This is a genomic window from Microbacterium sp. NPDC058062, from assembly GCF_042885375.1.
Classification (GTDB): Bacteria; Actinomycetota; Actinomycetes; order Actinomycetales; family Microbacteriaceae; genus Microbacterium; species Microbacterium trichothecenolyticum_C.
This window is the reverse complement of the sequence record NZ_JBHVSC010000002.1, coordinates 409,010-426,063: the sequence shown is the minus strand read 5'-3', so window position 1 is coordinate 426,063 and position 17,054 is coordinate 409,010. Positions and strand designations below refer to the sequence as shown.

The window sequence follows — 17,054 nt, the reverse complement described above, 5'->3', positions numbered from 1 at the left end:
ATTGCTCCGATCAGCTCATGGCGTGACGATTCGCAATGATCTCCTGCACGCAAATCTCAGTCTTCCCCCGTGTTCATCCAACGAACTATGTGGTGCTTCTCTAGCTATAGAGTCGAGCCTCGTAGGGCGAGGCCCGTGCGCCCTACCGCTCACGGAGGGAGCCGACGATCGCACCCATGGCCAACGAACCGGGACGGAGTGTCGCGTCCCGCCTCCTGGCGCTCTTGTTCGTTTTTCAGGACGGATCCCCGGCCCTCAGCCTCGCTGATATCGTGCGCGCGACTGGAATCCCACATGCAACGGCCCGACGCCTGATCCACGAGCTCGCCGACGCCGGGGCGCTCGATCAGCTTCCGGACGGCCGATTCAGCGTCGGTCTGCGCCTGTGGCAATTGGGCACTCGCGCGCCGCGAACCGAATCACTGCGGACGCTCGCCCGACCCTTCATGGAGGACCTCCACACAGCGTTGCAGCAGCATGTGCAGCTGGCAGTCATAGAAGGGAACGACGCTGTCATCATCGAGCGCAGGTCGGCGCCTGGAGCGCTCGGACTTCTCTCTCGCGTCGGGGGGCGACTGCCACTCCACTGTTCCGGCGCAGGGAAGGTGCTGTTGAGCCATTCCTTGCAAGACTTTTCAGACGCCATCCTCGCGGGACCGCTTCGACGGTTCACCCCGCGGACGATTGTCGACCCGGTGGAGTTGCGCAAACAGATGGCAGCATGTCGAGTCACGGGAACCGCGATCGTTCAAGAGGAACTCACTGTGGGAGCAGATTCGGTCGCCACCAGAATCGTGAACGGCGAGGGGCGCGTGGTCGCCGCTCTATCGGTTGTCGTCAGCACGAATTCCGTCGCTCTGCAGCCGACCGCCGCGGCGGTTCTCGCCTCGGGTCTGGGGTTGTCACGACTGCTGGGATGGAAACCCGGGATCACCGTGAAGGCGGGTTAAGGAAGTTCATTGAACGAACCGCGAGATTGCGAGCGAATCTTCCTGTAGTCACGATGTTGTTGCGCTGGTCCGAGCGAGTCGAGGCCGGCTAACTTGCCGCAGGAGGGCAGATGCCTCGTTCGTCGGACCAGCAATCTGATGCTCAACCAGCCATCCCAGAGATTGCCTTCGATCACGTGAGTCTGGCCCAGCGAGTCCTCTTCCGCACAGGCCGTGCAGTAGAGAATTGCGTCGCCGCTGTCGCGAGTTTCCACGCTCAGCGTGTTTTCCTCGTCTCCGATGCCTTCGCCAGCGAGTTGTCCGATTCCATCGCCGAGCGAGTTCCTGTGGCAGCACGCGTAGGCGAGGTGGTGCAACACGTGCCCGCTGAACGCGCTCTCGACGCGGTGGCCCTGGCGGACTCACACAGGTGCGACCTCATCGTGAGCATTGGAGGCGGGTCATCGACGGGCCTGGCGAAGATCGTGGCGCGCGAGACCGGCCTTCCGATCATCGCAGTTCCCACGACGTTCGCCGGTTCCGAAGCGACCGATGTGTGGGGCATCACCGAGAACGGCCACAAGACGACCGGTGTCGACCGTCGGGTGCTGCCGCAAGTCGTCGTTTACGACGCAGATCTCTTTACCAGCCTCCCGCTCGATCTCGTCGTGTCTTCCGGCTTGAACGCCATGGCGCACGCGATCGATTCGTTCTGGGGTCCGCGAGCGGACCCCATCAATGCCGCGTTGGCCACCGAAGCGCTCCGCGTGCTTTCCCTCGGGCTGCGCACGATCAATGCGGATCCGGACGATATCAGAGCGCGCGAACGCACTCTGTACGGGGCCTATCTCGCCGCCGTCTCATTCGCGAGCGCAGGCAGCGGGCTACACCACAAGATCGCCCACGTCCTCGGGGGCCGCTTTGACCTCCCGCATGCTGACATGCACGCCGCACTCCTGCCGTACACCACGGCCTTCAATCTGCCCTACGCTTCGGAGGCCGCGGAGCGGCTCAGCGCCGCATTTGACGGGGCGCCAGCGGCATTGGCTCTGTTTCATCTCCGAAGTGAGCTGCATTCCCCCAGATCGCTCGCAGAGCTAGGACTGGCACGGTCGGATGTGACCGAAGCCGCGTCGTTATCACTGGCATCGATCCCGCCTTCGAACCCTCGCCGAGTGGATCAGGGTGATCTCGAGGTTCTGCTTCTTCAAGCGTGGGCCGGCGACGAAATCGACGAAGGATGACTATGCCGAACAAAGACACCGAGGCACTTCCCGACCTTCAGTTCGAGCGCGAACAGCTGCTCGAGGAGCAGGTCATCGCGTCCTTCGACGGGGCCCCCGACGACCGGACGCGCTACCTTCTGCAGAGTTTGGTGCATCATCTGCATGGTTTCGTGCGGGAGGTGCGTCTCACCTCACGTGAATGGGACACCGCCATCATGTTCTTGACCGAGGTTGGACATATCACCACAGATTGGCGGCAGGAGTTTATCCTGCTGTCCGACGTGCTGGGCATCTCGATGCAGACCATCGGCGTGAACAGCCCCAGCAGTGCATCCACAACCGAAGCGACGGTTTTCGGACCGTTCTTCGTCTCCGACGCGCCCCTCATCGAGCTCGGCGGCGACATCGGTGAGGGCGGCAAAGGTGAACCGTGTTGGGTGTCAGGGTCGGTGCGGGGGCCAGACGGAACACCCGTGCGCAACGCGCGGATCGAAGTCTGGGAAGCCGACGATGATGGAATGTACGACGTTCAACGCGACGGCGGGCAAACCTACGGTCGCGCTCACCTGTTCAGTGACGATGCAGGCGAGTACCGGTTCTGGGGACTCACACCGACTCCCTACCCGATTCCGCACGACGGCCCCGTAGGTCGACTCCTGGAGATGGTCGATCGCTCTCCCTACAGGGCGTCACATCTGCACTTCATGGTCACAGCAGAGGATTACCGCCCGCTCGTTACACACATCTTCGTCGACGGCGATCCATACCTCGCCACGGACAGCGTGTTCGGCGTCAAGGAGTCCCTCGTCAAGACCTTCGTGCACCACCCGGCCGGGACGCCGACGCCCGATGGCAGGGAGATACCCACTTCGTGGAGCGAAGTGCGGTTCGACATCGTCCTCGCCTCGCTCGCGTAAGCGACCACTTTTTCGCTCCGAGTACCCGAATAGTTCTACCGTTCTAGGACGACGGCGAGTCCCTGACCGACGCCGATGCAGTGGAACACCGCGGTGGCGTCGGCCTCGTCCACCGCGGGGACCCGGCGGGACTGTCTGATTTCCGGTGTTTCTGGGTCGGCCTGACCGAGAGGAACAGGCCGTGATGGACACGACCGAGATGATCGATCCTGTGACGGGGGAGATCATCGATGAGCAGCAGCTCGCGGAGCAACTGCTGAAGCAAGCGAAGGAACAGGGCGTCGATCTGCTGGGCCCGGATGGGCTGCTGAACGGGTTGACGAAGCGGGTGCTGGAGACCGCGTTGGATGCGGAGATGATCGAGCACCTTGGCCGCGACAAGCACCAGCCCGCTGAGGGCGGCAACATCCGCAACGGCACGAGAGCGAAGACGGTACTCACCGAGGTCGGCCCGGTGATGATCGACGTGCCGCGGGATCGGGACGGCTCGTTCGACCCGAAGATCGTGAAGAAGCGGCAGCGGCGACTGACCGGGGTCGACGAGATCGTGCTGTCGTTGACCGCCCGCGGGCTCACGACCGGGGAGGTCGCCGCGCACTTCGACGACGTGTACGGGGCGTCGGTGTCGAAGGACACGATCTCGAGGATCACGGACAAGGTGATCGAGGAGATGACGGACTGGCAGAACCGGCCGCTGGATCGCGTCTACCCGGTGGTGTTTATCGACGCTCTCGTCGTCAAGGTCCGGGACGGGCAGGTGCGGAACAAGCCGTTCTATATCGCTGTCGGTGTGACCGTGAACGGCGAGAGGGACATCCTCGGGATCTGGGCCGGCGACGGCGGCGAGGGCGCGAAGTTCTGGCTCGGCGTGATGACCGAGATCAAGAACCGTGGCGCCGAGGACGTGTGCATCGTGGTCTGCGACGGCCTCAAGGGGCTGCCCGAATCGATCAACACGGCCTGGCCGCTCGCGACAGTGCAGACCTGCATCATCCACCTGATCCGCAACACGTTCCGGTTCGCATCCCGGCACTACTGGGAAGAGATGGGCAAGGACCTCCGCCCCGTCTACACCGCCCCGACCGAGGCCGCGGCGGCGGAGCGGTTCCGGGAGTTCGACGCGAAGTGGGGGCAGCAGTACCCGGCGATCACGAGGCTCTGGCAGAACGCCTGGGCCGAGTTCGTCCCGTTCTTGGACTGGGACGTCGAGATCCGACGGGTGATCTGCTCGACGAACGCGATCGAGTCGCTCAACGCCCGCTACCGCCGCGCGGTGAGGGCGCGCGGGCACTTCCCAACCGACGCCGCGGCGTTGAAGTGCCTCTACCTCGTGACCCGCTCGCTTGACCCGACAGGTCGGGGCAGGGCACGCTGGGCAACGAGGTGGAAGCCAGCCCTGAACGCGTTCGCGATCGCCTTCGAAGGCCGCATCAACTAATGACCGCCGGCCCAGAAACACCGTTCATCGGACAGACCCGACCCGGCCCATTGATTCTCCATTCGCGGGGTTGCGGACCTCGATGGGCTCGCCCGTAGCGTCCGGGGTGAAGCAGCCGCCCACGAGATTGGGCTCGACGATGGTGCTCACGCTGATATTCCTGGCGCCTTCCGGACGCGGGTGCCCGCCTCGGCTCTGTCGGAGCTGCACTACACGTGCGTAAGAATCGCGTAAACCCGAAGAACCCTGATGCGTTCTTGACGTCCTCGAACGGGACCTCGAACTGCGCCGAATCATCGCGAACTCACTCGAACACGTGTGGGCACAGCAGCACAGACCGGGTTCAAATACCTTTGGCCCCCGGACGCTTCCGCTGGGGGCGGTCGTTCGTGTGCAACTGACGAAGGCCTATGACAGTGGGGCCGCTGCTCTGTGTTTGAGCCGCTCGTAGGGTGTCTGGGCCGCCGAGGGCGCCGTGGGGTCGATCGTAGTTGTAGTGGTCTACCCACTGTTGGAGTCGCTCCGCGAACAGGCGGGCATCGTCCAGTAATTCGCCTTCGAGGAGCTTGTAGAACTCGTCCGAGTCGATGCGGTGGGATCTCTCCACCTTGCCGTTTAGGCGCGGGGTGCGGGGTCTGATCTTGAAGTGGTCGATGCCCTTGTCGAGCAGGTGCCAGTGGAACGCCTGCCCGAACTCCGCGCCGTTATCGGTCTGGACACGTTCGATCTGGAACGGGAGTTTGGCGAGGACGTGGTCGATGAACTGGATCGCGGTCTTCTGGTCGTTTCGTTCGTAGGCGCGCAGCACCCGGATGCGGGTGCAGTCGTCGATCGCCGTGTACTGGTAGTACCGCTTCTTCTTGCCCTTCTGTCCCAACGGTTCGATGAACTTCACGTCCACCTGCAGCGCGTGGCCGGGGCGCTGCTTCTCATACCGCTTCCACCTCGCCTGGGTCCGCTTGTACCGCTGTGAGGTCGGCAGTCGGCCCAGGCCGAGCTTGTGGAGGATCCGCCACACCCCGGACGAGCAGATGGTGATGTCGTGATAACGGGCCAGGTACATCGAGATCTTCTGCGGCCCGAAGTGGTACTGCTGTCGCAGCCAAAGGATCGTCTCGACCACCTCGCGGTCCGTCTTCGTCGGCTGGTGGTGCGGAGCGCTCGAGCGGTCCTTCAGCCCCTCGAACCCTCCGCCTCGTATCGTCGCTTCCAGCCGTAGTACGCCTGCCGGCTGATCCCGTAGTACCGGCACGTCGCGGCCACATTGAAGCTGACCTCCTCGACGTGCCGCAGCACCGCGAGCTTGTGATTCGCCCGTCGCTCGAGCTCCCTGTCTGACATGGAATCTTCCTCCCAATCGGAAGACCCAACTGTCAACAACCTCCGTCAGTTTTAGAGAAGGCGCTCGTTCGCTCGATGGTGGTGGTGCCCACATTGTGCCCAGAGCTGTGGCGGATCGGTATGGTTTGGGGCGATCTGGAGAAACCGGAGCGCCGCAACGATCCGCAGGATTCGGCAGATCTCGACCTAAACGGATCGGAGTGGAACGGGCCTCCCTGGGTTCAGATAACACCGTCACCGCCGCAACCAGTCACGCACCTTCCGAGCTTGCACGGTGGCATCGGGGCAGACCGTGGATGCTCCTCCGCGTCAGGCCAGTTCGGGCCCCCGTGCCTCCGCAAGTTCAGGCAGGCGCCTTCCCCGCTTGTTAGGTCGCCAGGGTAAGGGTTGGGGATGTGTGCACCAATGTGTGAACCGGTGGTCACGATCCCAGTGTTCATAGGCGGCCGGCAGCGGTTCCCGCTTGACTACGGATCAGAAGGTTAGGGGTTCGAGTCCCTTCGGGCGCGCACTGTGTTGAGACAGTAAGCATTGAAAACCCGCGGAGTTCCGCGGGTTTTCGTGTTTTCTGGGTGGGGTTGAGCCCCTTCTGATCAGCAAGCCGTCGGTGGATCACTGCCATTGAACCGACGGCATGAAGTGACCAACGGTCAGCTCGGCCGGTCGCCCGGTGCGAGCTCCCGTCGCATGACCCAGCGCTGTGCGCCACCGGAGTGGGCGTCCGTCGCCTGTATCCGGACGAAGCCGTGGGCTTCGAACAGGTGAACTGTTCCGACGTAGCCGCTGATCTGATCGACCCGTTCGCCGGTATCGACCGGATACCCCTCGACGATCGTCGCGCCGCCCGTCCGCGCATGTTCTATCGCACCGGCCAGCAGGTCGTGCATGAGCCCGCGCTTGCGAAACCCGCCCCGGACAACGAAACAGACGATGGACCAGGGCTCGCGTTCCTCGTCCAAGTGCGGGATCGTGCGCGAGTTCATGAGCCGCCGGTACGTGGATTTCGGAGCCACCGAACACCAGCCCGCGACCTGATCGTCGATGTAGACAAGGACTCCTGGGCCCGGACTCGTCGAGCATTCTGCCCGCATGTACTCGATTCGCTCCGGCATCCCCAGCCGCGAGTCCCGGTACGACATGCACACGCATCCGCCGGCGCCCGGCTTGCGCGGGACCATGAAGGTGGCGAAGTCGTCCCATCTGCCAGTGGCGGGGAGCACCTGAACGGACATGTACAAACGCTAACGGGCGCGTAGCGGCGCGGACAGCGGCGGATGATCGGGCGACGCCGGACGCCCATGCGATCATGCGAGGAAACTCCGACCGCGACAGTCGCGCGGGTGTGCCCGACCGCGCGGTGCTGGACGCTTTCGTTATGGTCGACGGATGCTCCCGTCGGATACTCCGCGCCTGCGCTTTCGCCAGATGGCTCCGGTCGATCTGCCCGCGATGGCCGGCCTTCTCGGGGATCCCGAGGTCATGCGGTTCTATCCCGCCCCTAAGACTCGGGAACAGACGGCATCGTGGATCGATTGGAACCTGAGGAATTACGCCGAGTACGGGCACGGGCTGTGGATCATCGAAACCACTGCCGGGAGTTCGTCGGGGAGTGTGGGCTCACCTGGCAGGACGTCAACGGAACCCTGCGCCTCGAGATCGGCTACCACGTCCTGCCCGGCTGGCAAGGGCTGGGGCTCGCCACGGAGGCGGCCACCGCGTGCCGCGACTTCGCAAGAGACCGACTCGGAGCCGAGGAAGTCATCGCGATAGTCCACCCCGAGAATCACGCGTCGATGCGGGTGGCGGAGAAGATCGGGATGCGCCGGGAAGACGAGGATCGAGGAAACAACGGGACGGTCCGCCGGGTTCTGAGCATGCCGTTGTTGCTCGCCTGATGACCCGGCTTGCCGACCGCGCTGCGCGCACACCGTTGATGCCGGAAACCATCGCTTCACGTGGGGAACCTCCGTTCACCGGCTTCGTCGCGGACGTCCGAAAGGGCGCTCACGACTCCGCCTGCGTTACCTCGACGCAGGGAGGAGGTCAGTGGGTCCCGCGTGGATCGCGCAAACTTGCCATCGCAGCGATGAGCGAGGCGTGGATGTAGTCGAGTTCGGGTGTGGCGAAGTTCTCCCACGACTCGCCGGCTTCGTCGGCATTCCATCCGTCGGTGGCAGTCGGCGAGTCGTCGGAGGAGGGTGCCGCATCCCATCCCTGCTCCGCCGGAGTGTGCTGGTAGACCCACCACAGGTGGCCGAAAGGGTCGGCGAAACGTGACAACACATCGCCCCAGAATTCGGTGGGCTCTGTGACGATTCGCGCGCCCTGTGCGACGGCGCGCTCGAGGGTGGCCGCGGCATCGACGACATATACGCGCGTGAACGCGGGCGTGTAAGGCCAAGTCGGCTTGCGGTCGGCGATGGTCAGGAGGGAGTCGCCGATGTGGATCTCGGAGTGGAGGACGAGCCCGTCGGCGTCAGCCGTGCGGGCGTCGAGGTTCTCGAAGGCATCGAACACGGCGCCGACGAAGGCGATGAGACCGAGAGCATCATCAGTCATGATGAACGAGTTCACGGTGTTCGAGCCGGCAGGGGCTGGCGGAATGGGACGGGACGGCAGCGTGGACATGGGAACCTCCTTCGTTCGTCTGCTCAACGTTGCCAGACAATCAGGACAGCGTCGGTCCTCGGTTCCCACCAGAAGGACCGGCATCGGTCACCGCGTTCGGGGATGACGTCCTGAGCCTCACCAGCCGTTGATGTGGAGGACGTCGTCGAGCGGCGCGCGATGCGCGGGTCGGAAGTCGGTTCCCACGGTGTACGCGACGGGAAGCAGCACGCCTTGGCGCACGGTCGACGGGATGCCGAGCAGCTCTGCGATCTCGCGCTCGTACGCGAGGTGCAAAGTCGTCCAGGCGCTGCCGAGGCCGCGAGCCCGCAGCGCGAGCTGCAGACTCCAAGCGGCAGGGAGGAGCGACCCCCACAGACCGGCCTGGCTTCCGGGCTCGAATTCCTCGGCCCCCGTGAAGATGGCACCGATCACGAGGACCGGGACTTCCCCCATGTGCTCAGCCAGGTAGTCGGCGCTCGATGACACCCGCTGCTGAACCGCCTGGCGCGTCGGGTCGGCGTAAGTCCGAGAACCGGATGCGCGATACCGGGCGAACGAGCGCGCGTACAGTCTGGCGATAGCCTGGCGCTTCTCCACGTCGGTGACGATGATCCAGTGCCATGTCTGGGCGTTGCTTCCTGTCGGCGCCTGCAGCGCCACCTCGATTGCTTCCCTCACGATCTCGACAGGGACGGGACGTTGAAGGTCGAGCCGTCGCCGCACGGATCGGGTCGTGGTCAGTAGCTCGTCGGGGCTCAACGGAAGTCGGTCGCTCATAGCCCGACGGTATCTGCCGTCGGAAACTCCTCGACCCTCTGCTGTGCCTCGAGATGTCATGGGGCGTCGCAGAGAGGGACCCGGCTTCGATCCGTACGCCGAAGCGTCGCGTGTCCGATGGGCCCGCGGCTTTTGGCGCTGACTCGCAGATCCGCACACACAAAGAGGAAGCCCCGACCGTTACCACACGGCCCGGGGCGAGACGAATGAGAAGTTCGCCTATCCCCATCACCGTACCTTGCGCACCTGGGAGGTCGCTCGGCGCCGGACCGGTCTGGTGGGGACCGTGATCGAACTCAGTCGGCGTGCGCGACGACTGGTCTGAGTGCGCCCGATCGGCGTGCCGAGGGTGGTGAACGTCGCTACGCCGCGGTCGCCAGATCTTGGCGGAGTTGCGCTGCGGCAGCCGTCCCCGGCTCCGGAAGCGTGGTGATGCGCTCGTTCCATCGCTGTCGCGTCTGCATGGCCCAGAAGACGGCGAACAGGGTCAGCCCCATCGCCTCGCCGAACAACACCTCCGGGAAGCCAGGGATCGCGTCTTCGATGCCGAACTGCGCCACAACGGCCAGCCCGACAAGGAAGAGGATGTCGGCGGCCATCGCTATCGCCAGGATCTTGTACCAGAGCTTCTGGGTGTCAGTCGCCGGGGTGCGGTCTTCCGGGTCGTTGTCGCGGATGCCGCGGATCCAGACCACCGTGGCGAACGCGGCGAAGAACAGGAACGTGGCGATGTAGTGGATGCTGAAGCTCCACGGGCCGATTCGGAAATACGGGAACGCGCCGTTCGCCACGAAGGTGAAGAGGAAGAGGGCGACGGCGGTGACGGCGGCGGTCACAGGGACAAGGAGTGCGAACCGCTTCCGCTTCTCCTTGCGCTGCACGATCAGCATCACCACGACGACCACCACGAGGGTGAGGATGTAGGTGAGGACCGCGTTCTGCACCTCGGGAAATGCGGCCTTCGGCAGGCAGCTCTGCTCCTCGCCCTCGCACGTGAACGTGGTCAGACCCTGCTCAGTGGCCTTGACGTCAGTGGGCACGATCGCGATGAGCGGTCCGAAGATCGCAGCGAAATCGAGCAGCGTCGAGGGGCTGGGGATTGTGAGGGTCCGCCTTCCCAGAGGGATCTTCGCCGCACCTCCTCGGCCGTTGAGGGCGAGCATCGCGAGGGATGCCGCGATCAGGACGCCGACGAACACGTTCCGTGCCGGGGTCCAGTAGTAGTAGCTGATCGACCCCTTCACGTAGCCGCCGGCCACCGAGGCGATGATCACGCCGATGAAGAGGGCTGCGACGGCGAAGACGAACGATAGTCGCAGATAGCGGTGGGTCTTCAGGGCCGCCGTGATGAAGTCCGGCTGCTCATCCTGGGCTTGCTGTTGGTGGGCGATCTTTCCATTCGTCGTGTCGGTCATCACTGCTCCAAATGCAGAGAAAATGACTCGCCGCGACGCGTTGTGAGCCTGATTGCCGCTGTCGCGACTTGCGCTCGCCCCCCGCGGAGCGCCTGCGCGTCATGGTACCGCTCCCGGTATGGCGATGGCAGGCCCAGCAAACTGTGATTCCTCCCTTCGAGGAGTTGGGGCTGGAGTGCTGGATCCTGGTGTGGACGAACCAGCGTGTGCCGGACAGGTACGGAGTAGAACCACTTCCCATCTGGAGGCGCCATGACCCCCGATCCCCTGGACGCTCTGCTCGAGCGCTCCGCGCCAACCGTCCGCTCGGCTGATCCCGTCGACCTGCAGGCGATGATCGCCTCCGCCGCGCAGGAGGCGAAACCCCCGCGGCGCCGGCGCATCGGCATCGCCGCGGCGATCCTCTCGCTCGTGCTCGTGGGCGGCGCGGGGATCGCGACCGCGTCCTCGCCGTGGCTGTGGGGCGCGGGGATGGAGTCGAACCGCAGCTACACGTACACCTCGCCGACCTGGGGCCAGTGCGAACTGCGGCAGGGCAACTTCGTCGCCGCAAACCCCTTCCGACAATTCGAGCTCGATCGGGTCATCGACGAATGGTTCGCGAAGGCCGACCTGTCGGCAGAGGTCGAGCCGCTGATGGGGAAGTACCTCGACGTGATCGAAGACGCGCAGGCGAAGGAACCGGAACCCGTCACAGATCCGCGCCTGCCCGATCTCAACTACTGGAGTGCCGTCGACTTGGCCGTGAGCGAGGCGCTCTACGTGGAGCTGGGCACGCGCGGGTTCGGCCAAGGAAGCGTCACGAACAGCAGCAGCCAGGTGCACTGCGAGGGCGAGCAGTGGTGACGCGTGCCCTCGAGACCGCCTTGGCCGCGGCATCCCCGTTCCTCCTGGCCTATCTGCAGCGGCGCGTCGGCTTCGATGACGCTCCCGACCTGCTCGGCGAAACGATGGTCGTCGCGTGGCGCAGGGCGGAGGATCTGCCGGACGATCCCGAGCGTGCGCGTATGTGGCTGTTCGGCATCGCACGCGCGACGCTCCTCAACCACGCGCGCGGTCAGCGTCGTCGATGGGCTCTCGCTGACCGCATTCGGGCGTCGGAAGGAACGGACCGCGTATCGCCTGCCGCGGACGAGGGCGCTGAGGTGCGCGATGCGATCGCGCGGCTCGACCCCGAGCGTGCGGAACTCGTGCGGTTGGTGCACTGGGAGCGACTCAGTCTCGCGGAGGCTGCGGATCTGCTCGGCATCCCGTCGTCCACTGCGCGCAGCCGCTACGCGAGGGCGAAGGAGGAGTTGCGTGCGGCGCTCGGCGTGGAAGCGGCCGCGTCGGCCGGGGGTGCAACCGCGTAGGCCGGTGTGGTCACGTTCGGCAGCGATAGGTGTCGAGCCACGGCGATGTCCTCAGCTGCAGACCGGAGCGCGCCAGACGGCGAGCGCGTCCGCGTTCTAGGCCCACCCGAGTTCGCGCAGGCGTGCGTCATCCAGCCCGAAGTAGTGTCCGATCTCGTGCACGAGGGTGATCCGAACACGCGCCCGAAGGGCATCGAGATCCGGACTGTGTTCCTGCATGTTGTTCTTGAAAAGAGTGATCCGGTCGGGGAGCTCCCCGTAGCCGTACACGCCACGTGTCTTCAGCGGGCGCCCGCTGTAGAGCCCGAACAGCCGCGGCCGCTCGCCCGCGGGCTGGTTCGCGATGAGGATCGCCACGTTCTCGAGACCTCTCACCATGTTTTCGGGCAGAGCGTCGTACTCTTCGGCGACCATCGCCTGGAAGTCCGCGTCGGAGATCTCGACCATGGGACCTATTGTGCGCGGCTTGCCGCACGTGCACGCGCGAGGCCCCGTCTGAGCAACCGCGAGCTCACGATCTGGTGTCGTGCCAGACGCCGAACTCCCGCTTCACGTCGGCGAAGTCCTGGACCTCTTCCTCGAGGCGACGGGCGAGCCACTCTCCGTCGCGCAACCACTGCTGCAGGTTTGCGTCGCTGTCCCACCCGTCGAACGGGTCGGCGTGCTCCTCGAAGAAGGCCTGCCATCCGGCGAGGTCCTGACCGAGCTCGTGACTGAGTCCATAGGTCTCGGGCGTCGTGGCGTAGCCCGCGTCCCACGTCGGTGTCGAGTTCTCCCAGAGCGGGTAGTCGCGCGAATAGTCTGGGAACAGGCGGATTTGGCGGCGCGGGGGCGGGATCTGTTCCATGGGCAGCACTGTACCCAGCGGCCGAAGTCCGACCGGTGTCCCGAACGACTTACCGTGGGGAGCGCCGGTTCCAGCCCGGCTTCAGGATCAGCCGATCGTCGAGCTCGTGCCGGCGGCACTGGGAGCACACGGGATGTGGGGCGGGCTGGGGTATCGGAAGCACACTTGAGACAGGCACTCGCATCGAAGCAGGGACGTTCACGTTCCCCGACGAGGAGGTGGCGGGCGGGAAGCGCACACGGCTCAGCGACAGTGTGACGGTGATCTCTTACCGCTGACGACAACGCCATCACCGGTGCGCGTCGCGCACTCGAGGACAGGCTTCGGAGGGAATGACTGAGGAGCGACATGGAGTACTTCGATCTGACCGGCCGGCGAGCGCTGGTCACAGGCGGCAACCGTGGTCTCGGTCTTGCGATCGCGCACGCGCTCGCGGCCGCAGGCGCCCACGTGGTCCTCGGCGTCCGTGATCTGGAAAGCGCGGATCAGCCACTCCGGGCGATTCGGGCTGAGGGCGGTTCCGCATCCTCGATCGCCCTCGATGTCACGCGGCTCGATGAGGCCCGAGCAGCGGTCGACGCCGCATCGGAGGGTGGCGCGTTCGACATCCTGGTGAACAACGCCGGCGGCGGGATCAATGCGCCGGCGATCGACGTCACGGAGGCGGATTTCGATGCGGTGTGGTCGCTGAATGTCCGTTCGGCGCTGTTCCTCTCGCAGCACGTCGCGCGCTCGATGCCGTCCGGGGGCGCGATCGTGAATGTCGCATCGCAAGCAGGCATCGTGGCGCTGCCCGGCGAGTCGTCGTACTGCATCGCAAAGGCAGCGATGCTGCATATGACTCGCTGCCATGCGGTCGAGTGGGGTGACCGGGGCATCCGCGTCAATGCGGTCGCTCCCACGTTCATCGAAACCGACGGCACGGCCGACGCGCTGTCTGACCCCGCGTTCCGCGCCGACGTCATCGACCGGATCGCGGCGCTGCATCGGATCGGGAAGCCCACAGAGGTGGCTGGAGCGGTCTTGTTCCTCTGCTCTCCTGCGGCGTCGCTCGTCACCGGCCAGACGCTGGTCGTCGACGGCGGGTGGACCATCCGCTGAGGGACCGGTCGCTTCCGATCGGTGATCGGCGTGCACGCACGTGTGCGCTGGTCCCCGGGCTCGACCCCGGCCCGCGTAGGCTCTCCGGATGACCTTCGATGCGAACGACGCGGGCACCGGCGTCGACGGAATCCTCAGTCGCGACCAGCTCGGCGATGCGGCACCATCGCTTGCCACCGCTGGGAGTGGTGTCGCGTGAGCGTGCACCTCATCGGCGGCGGCGCGACCACGGCTGCGGATGCCCGGCTCTATGCGCCGTTCGTCGCTGAAGCGGTGGCGCGAGCAGCCGACGCGGGTCGCTCGCGGCCGCGCATCGCGGTGATCTCCCTGCACCCCGAGGCAGCGGAGAAGGCGGCGGCGCTCGGCGAGCTTCTGGCCGAGGCCGCAACGGGATCCGCGATCGACGTGCACCTGACCGCGGGGCGCCACGGCGAGCCGATCGGGCCAGGCGCGATCGCCGACGTCGACGGCATTGCGGTGGGGGGCGGCGTCGTCGAGGACGTGCGCGCCGGGCTGGAGCCGGTGTTCAGCGAGTTGCGTCGGCTGGTTGCCGGCGGTGTGCCGTACCTCGGCGTCTCGGCCGGTGCGATGATCGTCGCGGAGGGGTCGCTCGGAGGCGGCTCGCGCATCGGCGGCGTGGTCGTCTCACCGGAGGACCCCGATGAAGCGGGCGACGAGCTGGAGATCGAGGCCGGCATCGGCCTCGTCGACGTGGCCATCGAGGTGCACGTGGCCCAGCGCGGCATGCTGTCCCGCTTGGTCGCGGCCGTCGAGTCGGGGATGGTCGCGGGTGGGCTCGGCATCGACGAGCGCACGGCCCTGATCGTGGGTGACAGCACGCTCCGGGTCGAAGGAGAAGGCAGCGTCTGGCGGGTGCTGCCGACCGACGGCGGCGTGCTGGTCTCCACGCTCGGCATCTGAGGGCGTTCCCGCGTCGCTCGCCTCTGCGAGAGATCTCCCACCCTTCGCGGATTTCGACAGGCCACGCGGGGCTGGCGGCCGCTGGCTGAAATGTCCGGGGTTCTCGTTACCGTCACCTGCGTGGGAGTGAGTGATGCGCTTGCCGGACTGGATCCGGCACAGCTTCAGGCAGTCGAACACGGTGAGGGGCCGCTGGTGGTCGCCGCGGGAGCGGGGACCGGGAAGACGCGCGTGCTCACTGCTCGGGTGGCGCGGCTGCTCGAGGCCGGGGTCGTGCCGGAACGCGTCCTGCTGTTGACGTTCACCCGGCGCGCGGCGTCCGCGATGCTCTCACGCGCTGCGGTGATGTGCGGCGACGCGCAGGCTGCGCAGCGCATCGCAGGGGGCACGTTCCATGCCGTCGCGCACCGCATGGTCGCCGAGCACGCACAGCACCTGGGGCTGGAGGACGTGACGGTGATCGATCCCGACGACGTCATCGATCTCATCGACCTGCTGCGCGCCGAGCACGGGCTCGACGGCACCGAAGTTCGCCTGCCCGCGACCCGGACCATCGCGGACATCGCCTCCCGCACGATCAACACTGCGACCCCGGCCCGCACCGTCATCGAAGAGCAGTTTCCGTGGGCACTCGAGCAGGCCGACGCCATCGCCGGCCTGCTGCGTCATTACCGCGCCCGCAAACGCGAGCGCGGCTTGCTCGACCTGGATGATCTGCTCATCGCCTGGCGGGCGCTGGTCGCCGATCCCGACGTCGGGGCGCGGCTGCGCGCGCGGTGGGACTGGGTGCTGGTCGACGAGTACCAGGACGTCAATCAGCTTCAGGTCGACATCGTGCGCGGGCTGAGTCCCGACGGTCGCGGGCTCACGGTCGTCGGCGACGACGCACAGGCGATCTACGCCTTCCGGGGCGCGAGCGCCGGGCACCTGCTCGAACTCGTCGAGGCGTACCCCGACGCCACGCTGGTGCGCCTCGAACGCAACTTCCGATCCACGCAACCGATCCTCGACCTCGCGAACCAGGTGCGGCCGGGCGAGCTGAGGTTGCAGCTGGTCGCCGACCGTGCGCAGCCGGGCGGCCGGCCGACGTTGGTCACGTGCCGCAACGCGGACGACGAGGCCCGCACGATCGCCGACCGCATCCTCGTCGCGCACGTCGATGGCACGCCCCTGCGTTCGCAGGCCGTGCTGATGCGCACCGGCTCCCACAGCGCGCAGCTCGAGGTCGAGCTCAAGGTGCGGGGGATCCCGTTTCACAAGTTCGGCGGGATCGGCTACCTCGAGACGTCGCACGTGCGCGACCTGCTCGCGAGTTTCCGAGTGGTGCTCAATCCGGCGGACGAGGTGTCCTGGTATCGCCTGCTCACCCGGCACCGCGCGATCGGCAAGGCGAGTGCGCGGGGACTGGCGAAGATCCTTGCGGACGGGGGCGTCGATCGCGCGGCGGACGCAGTCGCGGCGGCACCGGCGAAGGCGCGCACAGGGCTCGCGTCGACCCTGTCGCTGCTTGGCACGGTCGACTCCACGACCGCCGTGCCGGAGCTGGTCGAGGCGTGCCGAGGCGCGGTGGACCCGTTGCTGCGCGCGCACTACCCGGACTGGCACCGTCGGGTGACCGAAGTCGACGGCATCGCGCAGGCCGCCGCCGGGCAGAGCGATCTCCGCATGTTCGTGAGCGAGCAGGCGATCGACCCGGTGAACGTCGCCGGCGACTGGGCGAAGCAGCCACACCTCGACGAGGACTGGCTGACCCTGTCGACGATCCACTCCGCCAAGGGCCTGGAATGGGACACGGTGCACCTCATGCGGGCGAACGATGGCGCGATGCCCTCGGACATGGCGCTCACCTCGCGCGCCGGCCTCGCTGAGGAGCAGCGCCTCTTCTACGTTGCGCTCACCCGTGCACGGGACACCCTCGACGTGTACGTACCCTCGCAGCTGCCCACGCACCCCACTGCGTTCCTGGCCAAGCACGTCGCCGCCAAGCCCAGCAGATTCCTGACCGAGACCGCACGCGCTCTCATGGAGCCGGTCAGCACCGCCGCCGTCACCCCCGAGCCGGCGCTCACGCGGGCCGTCGCGGCTCCGCGTGTGCGTACGGACGCGTTCGACGAACTGTTCGCCTGATCTCCGTCGGCAGTCGGGCGACGCACGCAGTTTCGTGTTGTTCTCCTGCGCCG

17 protein-coding genes and 1 pseudogene are annotated in these 17,054 nt (G+C 66.1%); 10 read left to right on the top strand and 8 right to left on the bottom strand.

Translation table 11 applies throughout. The features are described from left to right. Nucleotides 1-176 precede the first annotated feature (176 nt). From ACFVSU_RS06770 to ACFVSU_RS06755, 4 genes are all read left to right on the top strand, one after another. Complete coding sequence (locus ACFVSU_RS06770) at nucleotides 177-950, top strand: IclR family transcriptional regulator (RefSeq protein WP_387139877.1); 774 nt, start codon at nucleotides 177-179, stop codon at nucleotides 948-950. Nucleotides 951-1,060: 110 nt separating this feature from the next. Next, nucleotides 1,061-2,173: a maleylacetate reductase gene (locus ACFVSU_RS06765; RefSeq protein ID WP_387139874.1), complete on the top strand. Its 1,113-nt coding sequence runs from the start codon at nucleotides 1,061-1,063 to the stop codon at nucleotides 2,171-2,173. A gap of 2 nt (nucleotides 2,174-2,175) precedes the next feature. Next, nucleotides 2,176-3,072 carry a dioxygenase gene (locus ACFVSU_RS06760; RefSeq protein WP_387139871.1) on the top strand — a complete coding sequence of 299 codons (897 nt, stop codon included), beginning with the start codon at nucleotides 2,176-2,178 and terminating at the stop codon, nucleotides 3,070-3,072. 199 nt (nucleotides 3,073-3,271) lie between these two features. After that, on the top strand, nucleotides 3,272-4,510 hold the full coding sequence (locus ACFVSU_RS06755) for an IS256 family transposase (RefSeq protein WP_387141267.1): 1,239 nt from the start codon (nucleotides 3,272-3,274) through the stop codon (nucleotides 4,508-4,510). A gap of 343 nt (nucleotides 4,511-4,853) precedes the next feature. Here ACFVSU_RS06755 and ACFVSU_RS06750 read toward each other — a convergent pair whose 3' ends face one another. The 3 genes from ACFVSU_RS06750 to ACFVSU_RS06740 form a co-directional block, all read right to left on the bottom strand. Next, entirely contained in the window at nucleotides 4,854-5,762 is a 909-nt protein-coding gene (locus ACFVSU_RS06750) for an IS481 family transposase (RefSeq protein WP_387139868.1), read from the bottom strand. Continuing rightward, nucleotides 5,684-5,851 carry a helix-turn-helix domain-containing protein gene (locus tag ACFVSU_RS06745; RefSeq protein ID WP_387139865.1) on the bottom strand — a complete coding sequence of 56 codons (168 nt, stop codon included), beginning with the start codon at nucleotides 5,849-5,851 and terminating at the stop codon, nucleotides 5,684-5,686. Before ACFVSU_RS06745 ends, ACFVSU_RS06750 begins: the two co-directional genes overlap by 79 nt. 650 nt (nucleotides 5,852-6,501) lie before the next feature. After that, nucleotides 6,502-7,083, bottom strand: a complete 582-nt coding sequence (locus ACFVSU_RS06740; protein ID WP_387139863.1) for a GNAT family N-acetyltransferase — start codon at nucleotides 7,081-7,083, stop codon at nucleotides 6,502-6,504. Between the two features lie 154 nt (nucleotides 7,084-7,237). Here ACFVSU_RS06740 and ACFVSU_RS06735 point away from each other — a divergent pair. Then, nucleotides 7,238-7,746, top strand: a pseudogene (locus ACFVSU_RS06735) (GNAT family N-acetyltransferase). 148 nt (nucleotides 7,747-7,894) lie between these two features. On the opposite strand, the gene ACFVSU_RS06730 reads toward ACFVSU_RS06735, so the two are convergent. From ACFVSU_RS06730 to ACFVSU_RS06720, 3 genes are all read right to left on the bottom strand, one after another. Beyond that, nucleotides 7,895-8,479: a VOC family protein gene (locus ACFVSU_RS06730; RefSeq protein ID WP_387139860.1), complete on the bottom strand. Its 585-nt coding sequence runs from the start codon at nucleotides 8,477-8,479 to the stop codon at nucleotides 7,895-7,897. Nucleotides 8,480-8,596: 117 nt separating this feature from the next. Beyond that, nucleotides 8,597-9,238, bottom strand: a complete 642-nt coding sequence (locus ACFVSU_RS06725; protein ID WP_387139857.1) for a nitroreductase family protein — start codon at nucleotides 9,236-9,238, stop codon at nucleotides 8,597-8,599. A gap of 362 nt (nucleotides 9,239-9,600) precedes the next feature. Beyond that, the gene (locus ACFVSU_RS06720; protein WP_387139854.1) at nucleotides 9,601-10,653 is read right to left on the bottom strand and encodes a hypothetical protein; all 1,053 of its coding nucleotides are present in this window, start codon (nucleotides 10,651-10,653) and stop codon (nucleotides 9,601-9,603) included. Between the two features lie 252 nt (nucleotides 10,654-10,905). On the opposite strand from ACFVSU_RS06720, the gene ACFVSU_RS06715 reads away from it, so the two are divergent. Both ACFVSU_RS06715 and ACFVSU_RS06710 read left to right on the top strand, forming a co-directional pair. Further along, complete coding sequence (locus ACFVSU_RS06715) at nucleotides 10,906-11,499, top strand: hypothetical protein (protein WP_387139851.1); 594 nt, start codon at nucleotides 10,906-10,908, stop codon at nucleotides 11,497-11,499. Continuing rightward, entirely contained in the window at nucleotides 11,496-12,005 is a 510-nt protein-coding gene (locus ACFVSU_RS06710; protein ID WP_387139848.1) for an RNA polymerase sigma factor, read from the top strand. The genes ACFVSU_RS06715 and ACFVSU_RS06710 overlap by 4 nt, the downstream gene beginning before the upstream one ends. Before the next feature lie 96 nt (nucleotides 12,006-12,101). On the opposite strand, the gene ACFVSU_RS06705 is transcribed toward ACFVSU_RS06710, so the two are convergent. After that, nucleotides 12,102-12,452 (bottom strand): metallopeptidase family protein, encoded by a 351-nt coding sequence (locus ACFVSU_RS06705; RefSeq protein WP_387139845.1) that lies wholly within the window; start codon nucleotides 12,450-12,452, stop codon nucleotides 12,102-12,104. A gap of 64 nt (nucleotides 12,453-12,516) precedes the next feature. Continuing rightward, entirely contained in the window at nucleotides 12,517-12,852 is a 336-nt protein-coding gene (locus ACFVSU_RS06700) for a hypothetical protein (protein ID WP_387139844.1), read from the bottom strand. A 348-nt stretch (nucleotides 12,853-13,200) separates the two neighbouring features. On the opposite strand from ACFVSU_RS06700, the gene ACFVSU_RS06695 reads away from it, so the two are divergent. The 3 genes from ACFVSU_RS06695 (at nucleotide 13,201) to ACFVSU_RS06685 (ending at nucleotide 17,001) form a co-directional block, all read left to right on the top strand. Next, nucleotides 13,201-13,953: an SDR family NAD(P)-dependent oxidoreductase gene (locus ACFVSU_RS06695; RefSeq protein ID WP_387139841.1), complete on the top strand. Its 753-nt coding sequence runs from the start codon at nucleotides 13,201-13,203 to the stop codon at nucleotides 13,951-13,953. Nucleotides 13,954-14,148: 195 nt separating this feature from the next. Next, nucleotides 14,149-14,874 carry a Type 1 glutamine amidotransferase-like domain-containing protein gene (locus ACFVSU_RS06690; protein WP_387139838.1) on the top strand — a complete coding sequence of 242 codons (726 nt, stop codon included), beginning with the start codon at nucleotides 14,149-14,151 and terminating at the stop codon, nucleotides 14,872-14,874. Nucleotides 14,875-14,964: 90 nt separating this feature from the next. Beyond that, nucleotides 14,965-17,001, top strand: a complete 2,037-nt coding sequence (locus tag ACFVSU_RS06685; RefSeq protein ID WP_387139835.1) for an ATP-dependent helicase — start codon at nucleotides 14,965-14,967, stop codon at nucleotides 16,999-17,001. Nucleotides 17,002-17,054: the final 53 nt, after the last annotated feature.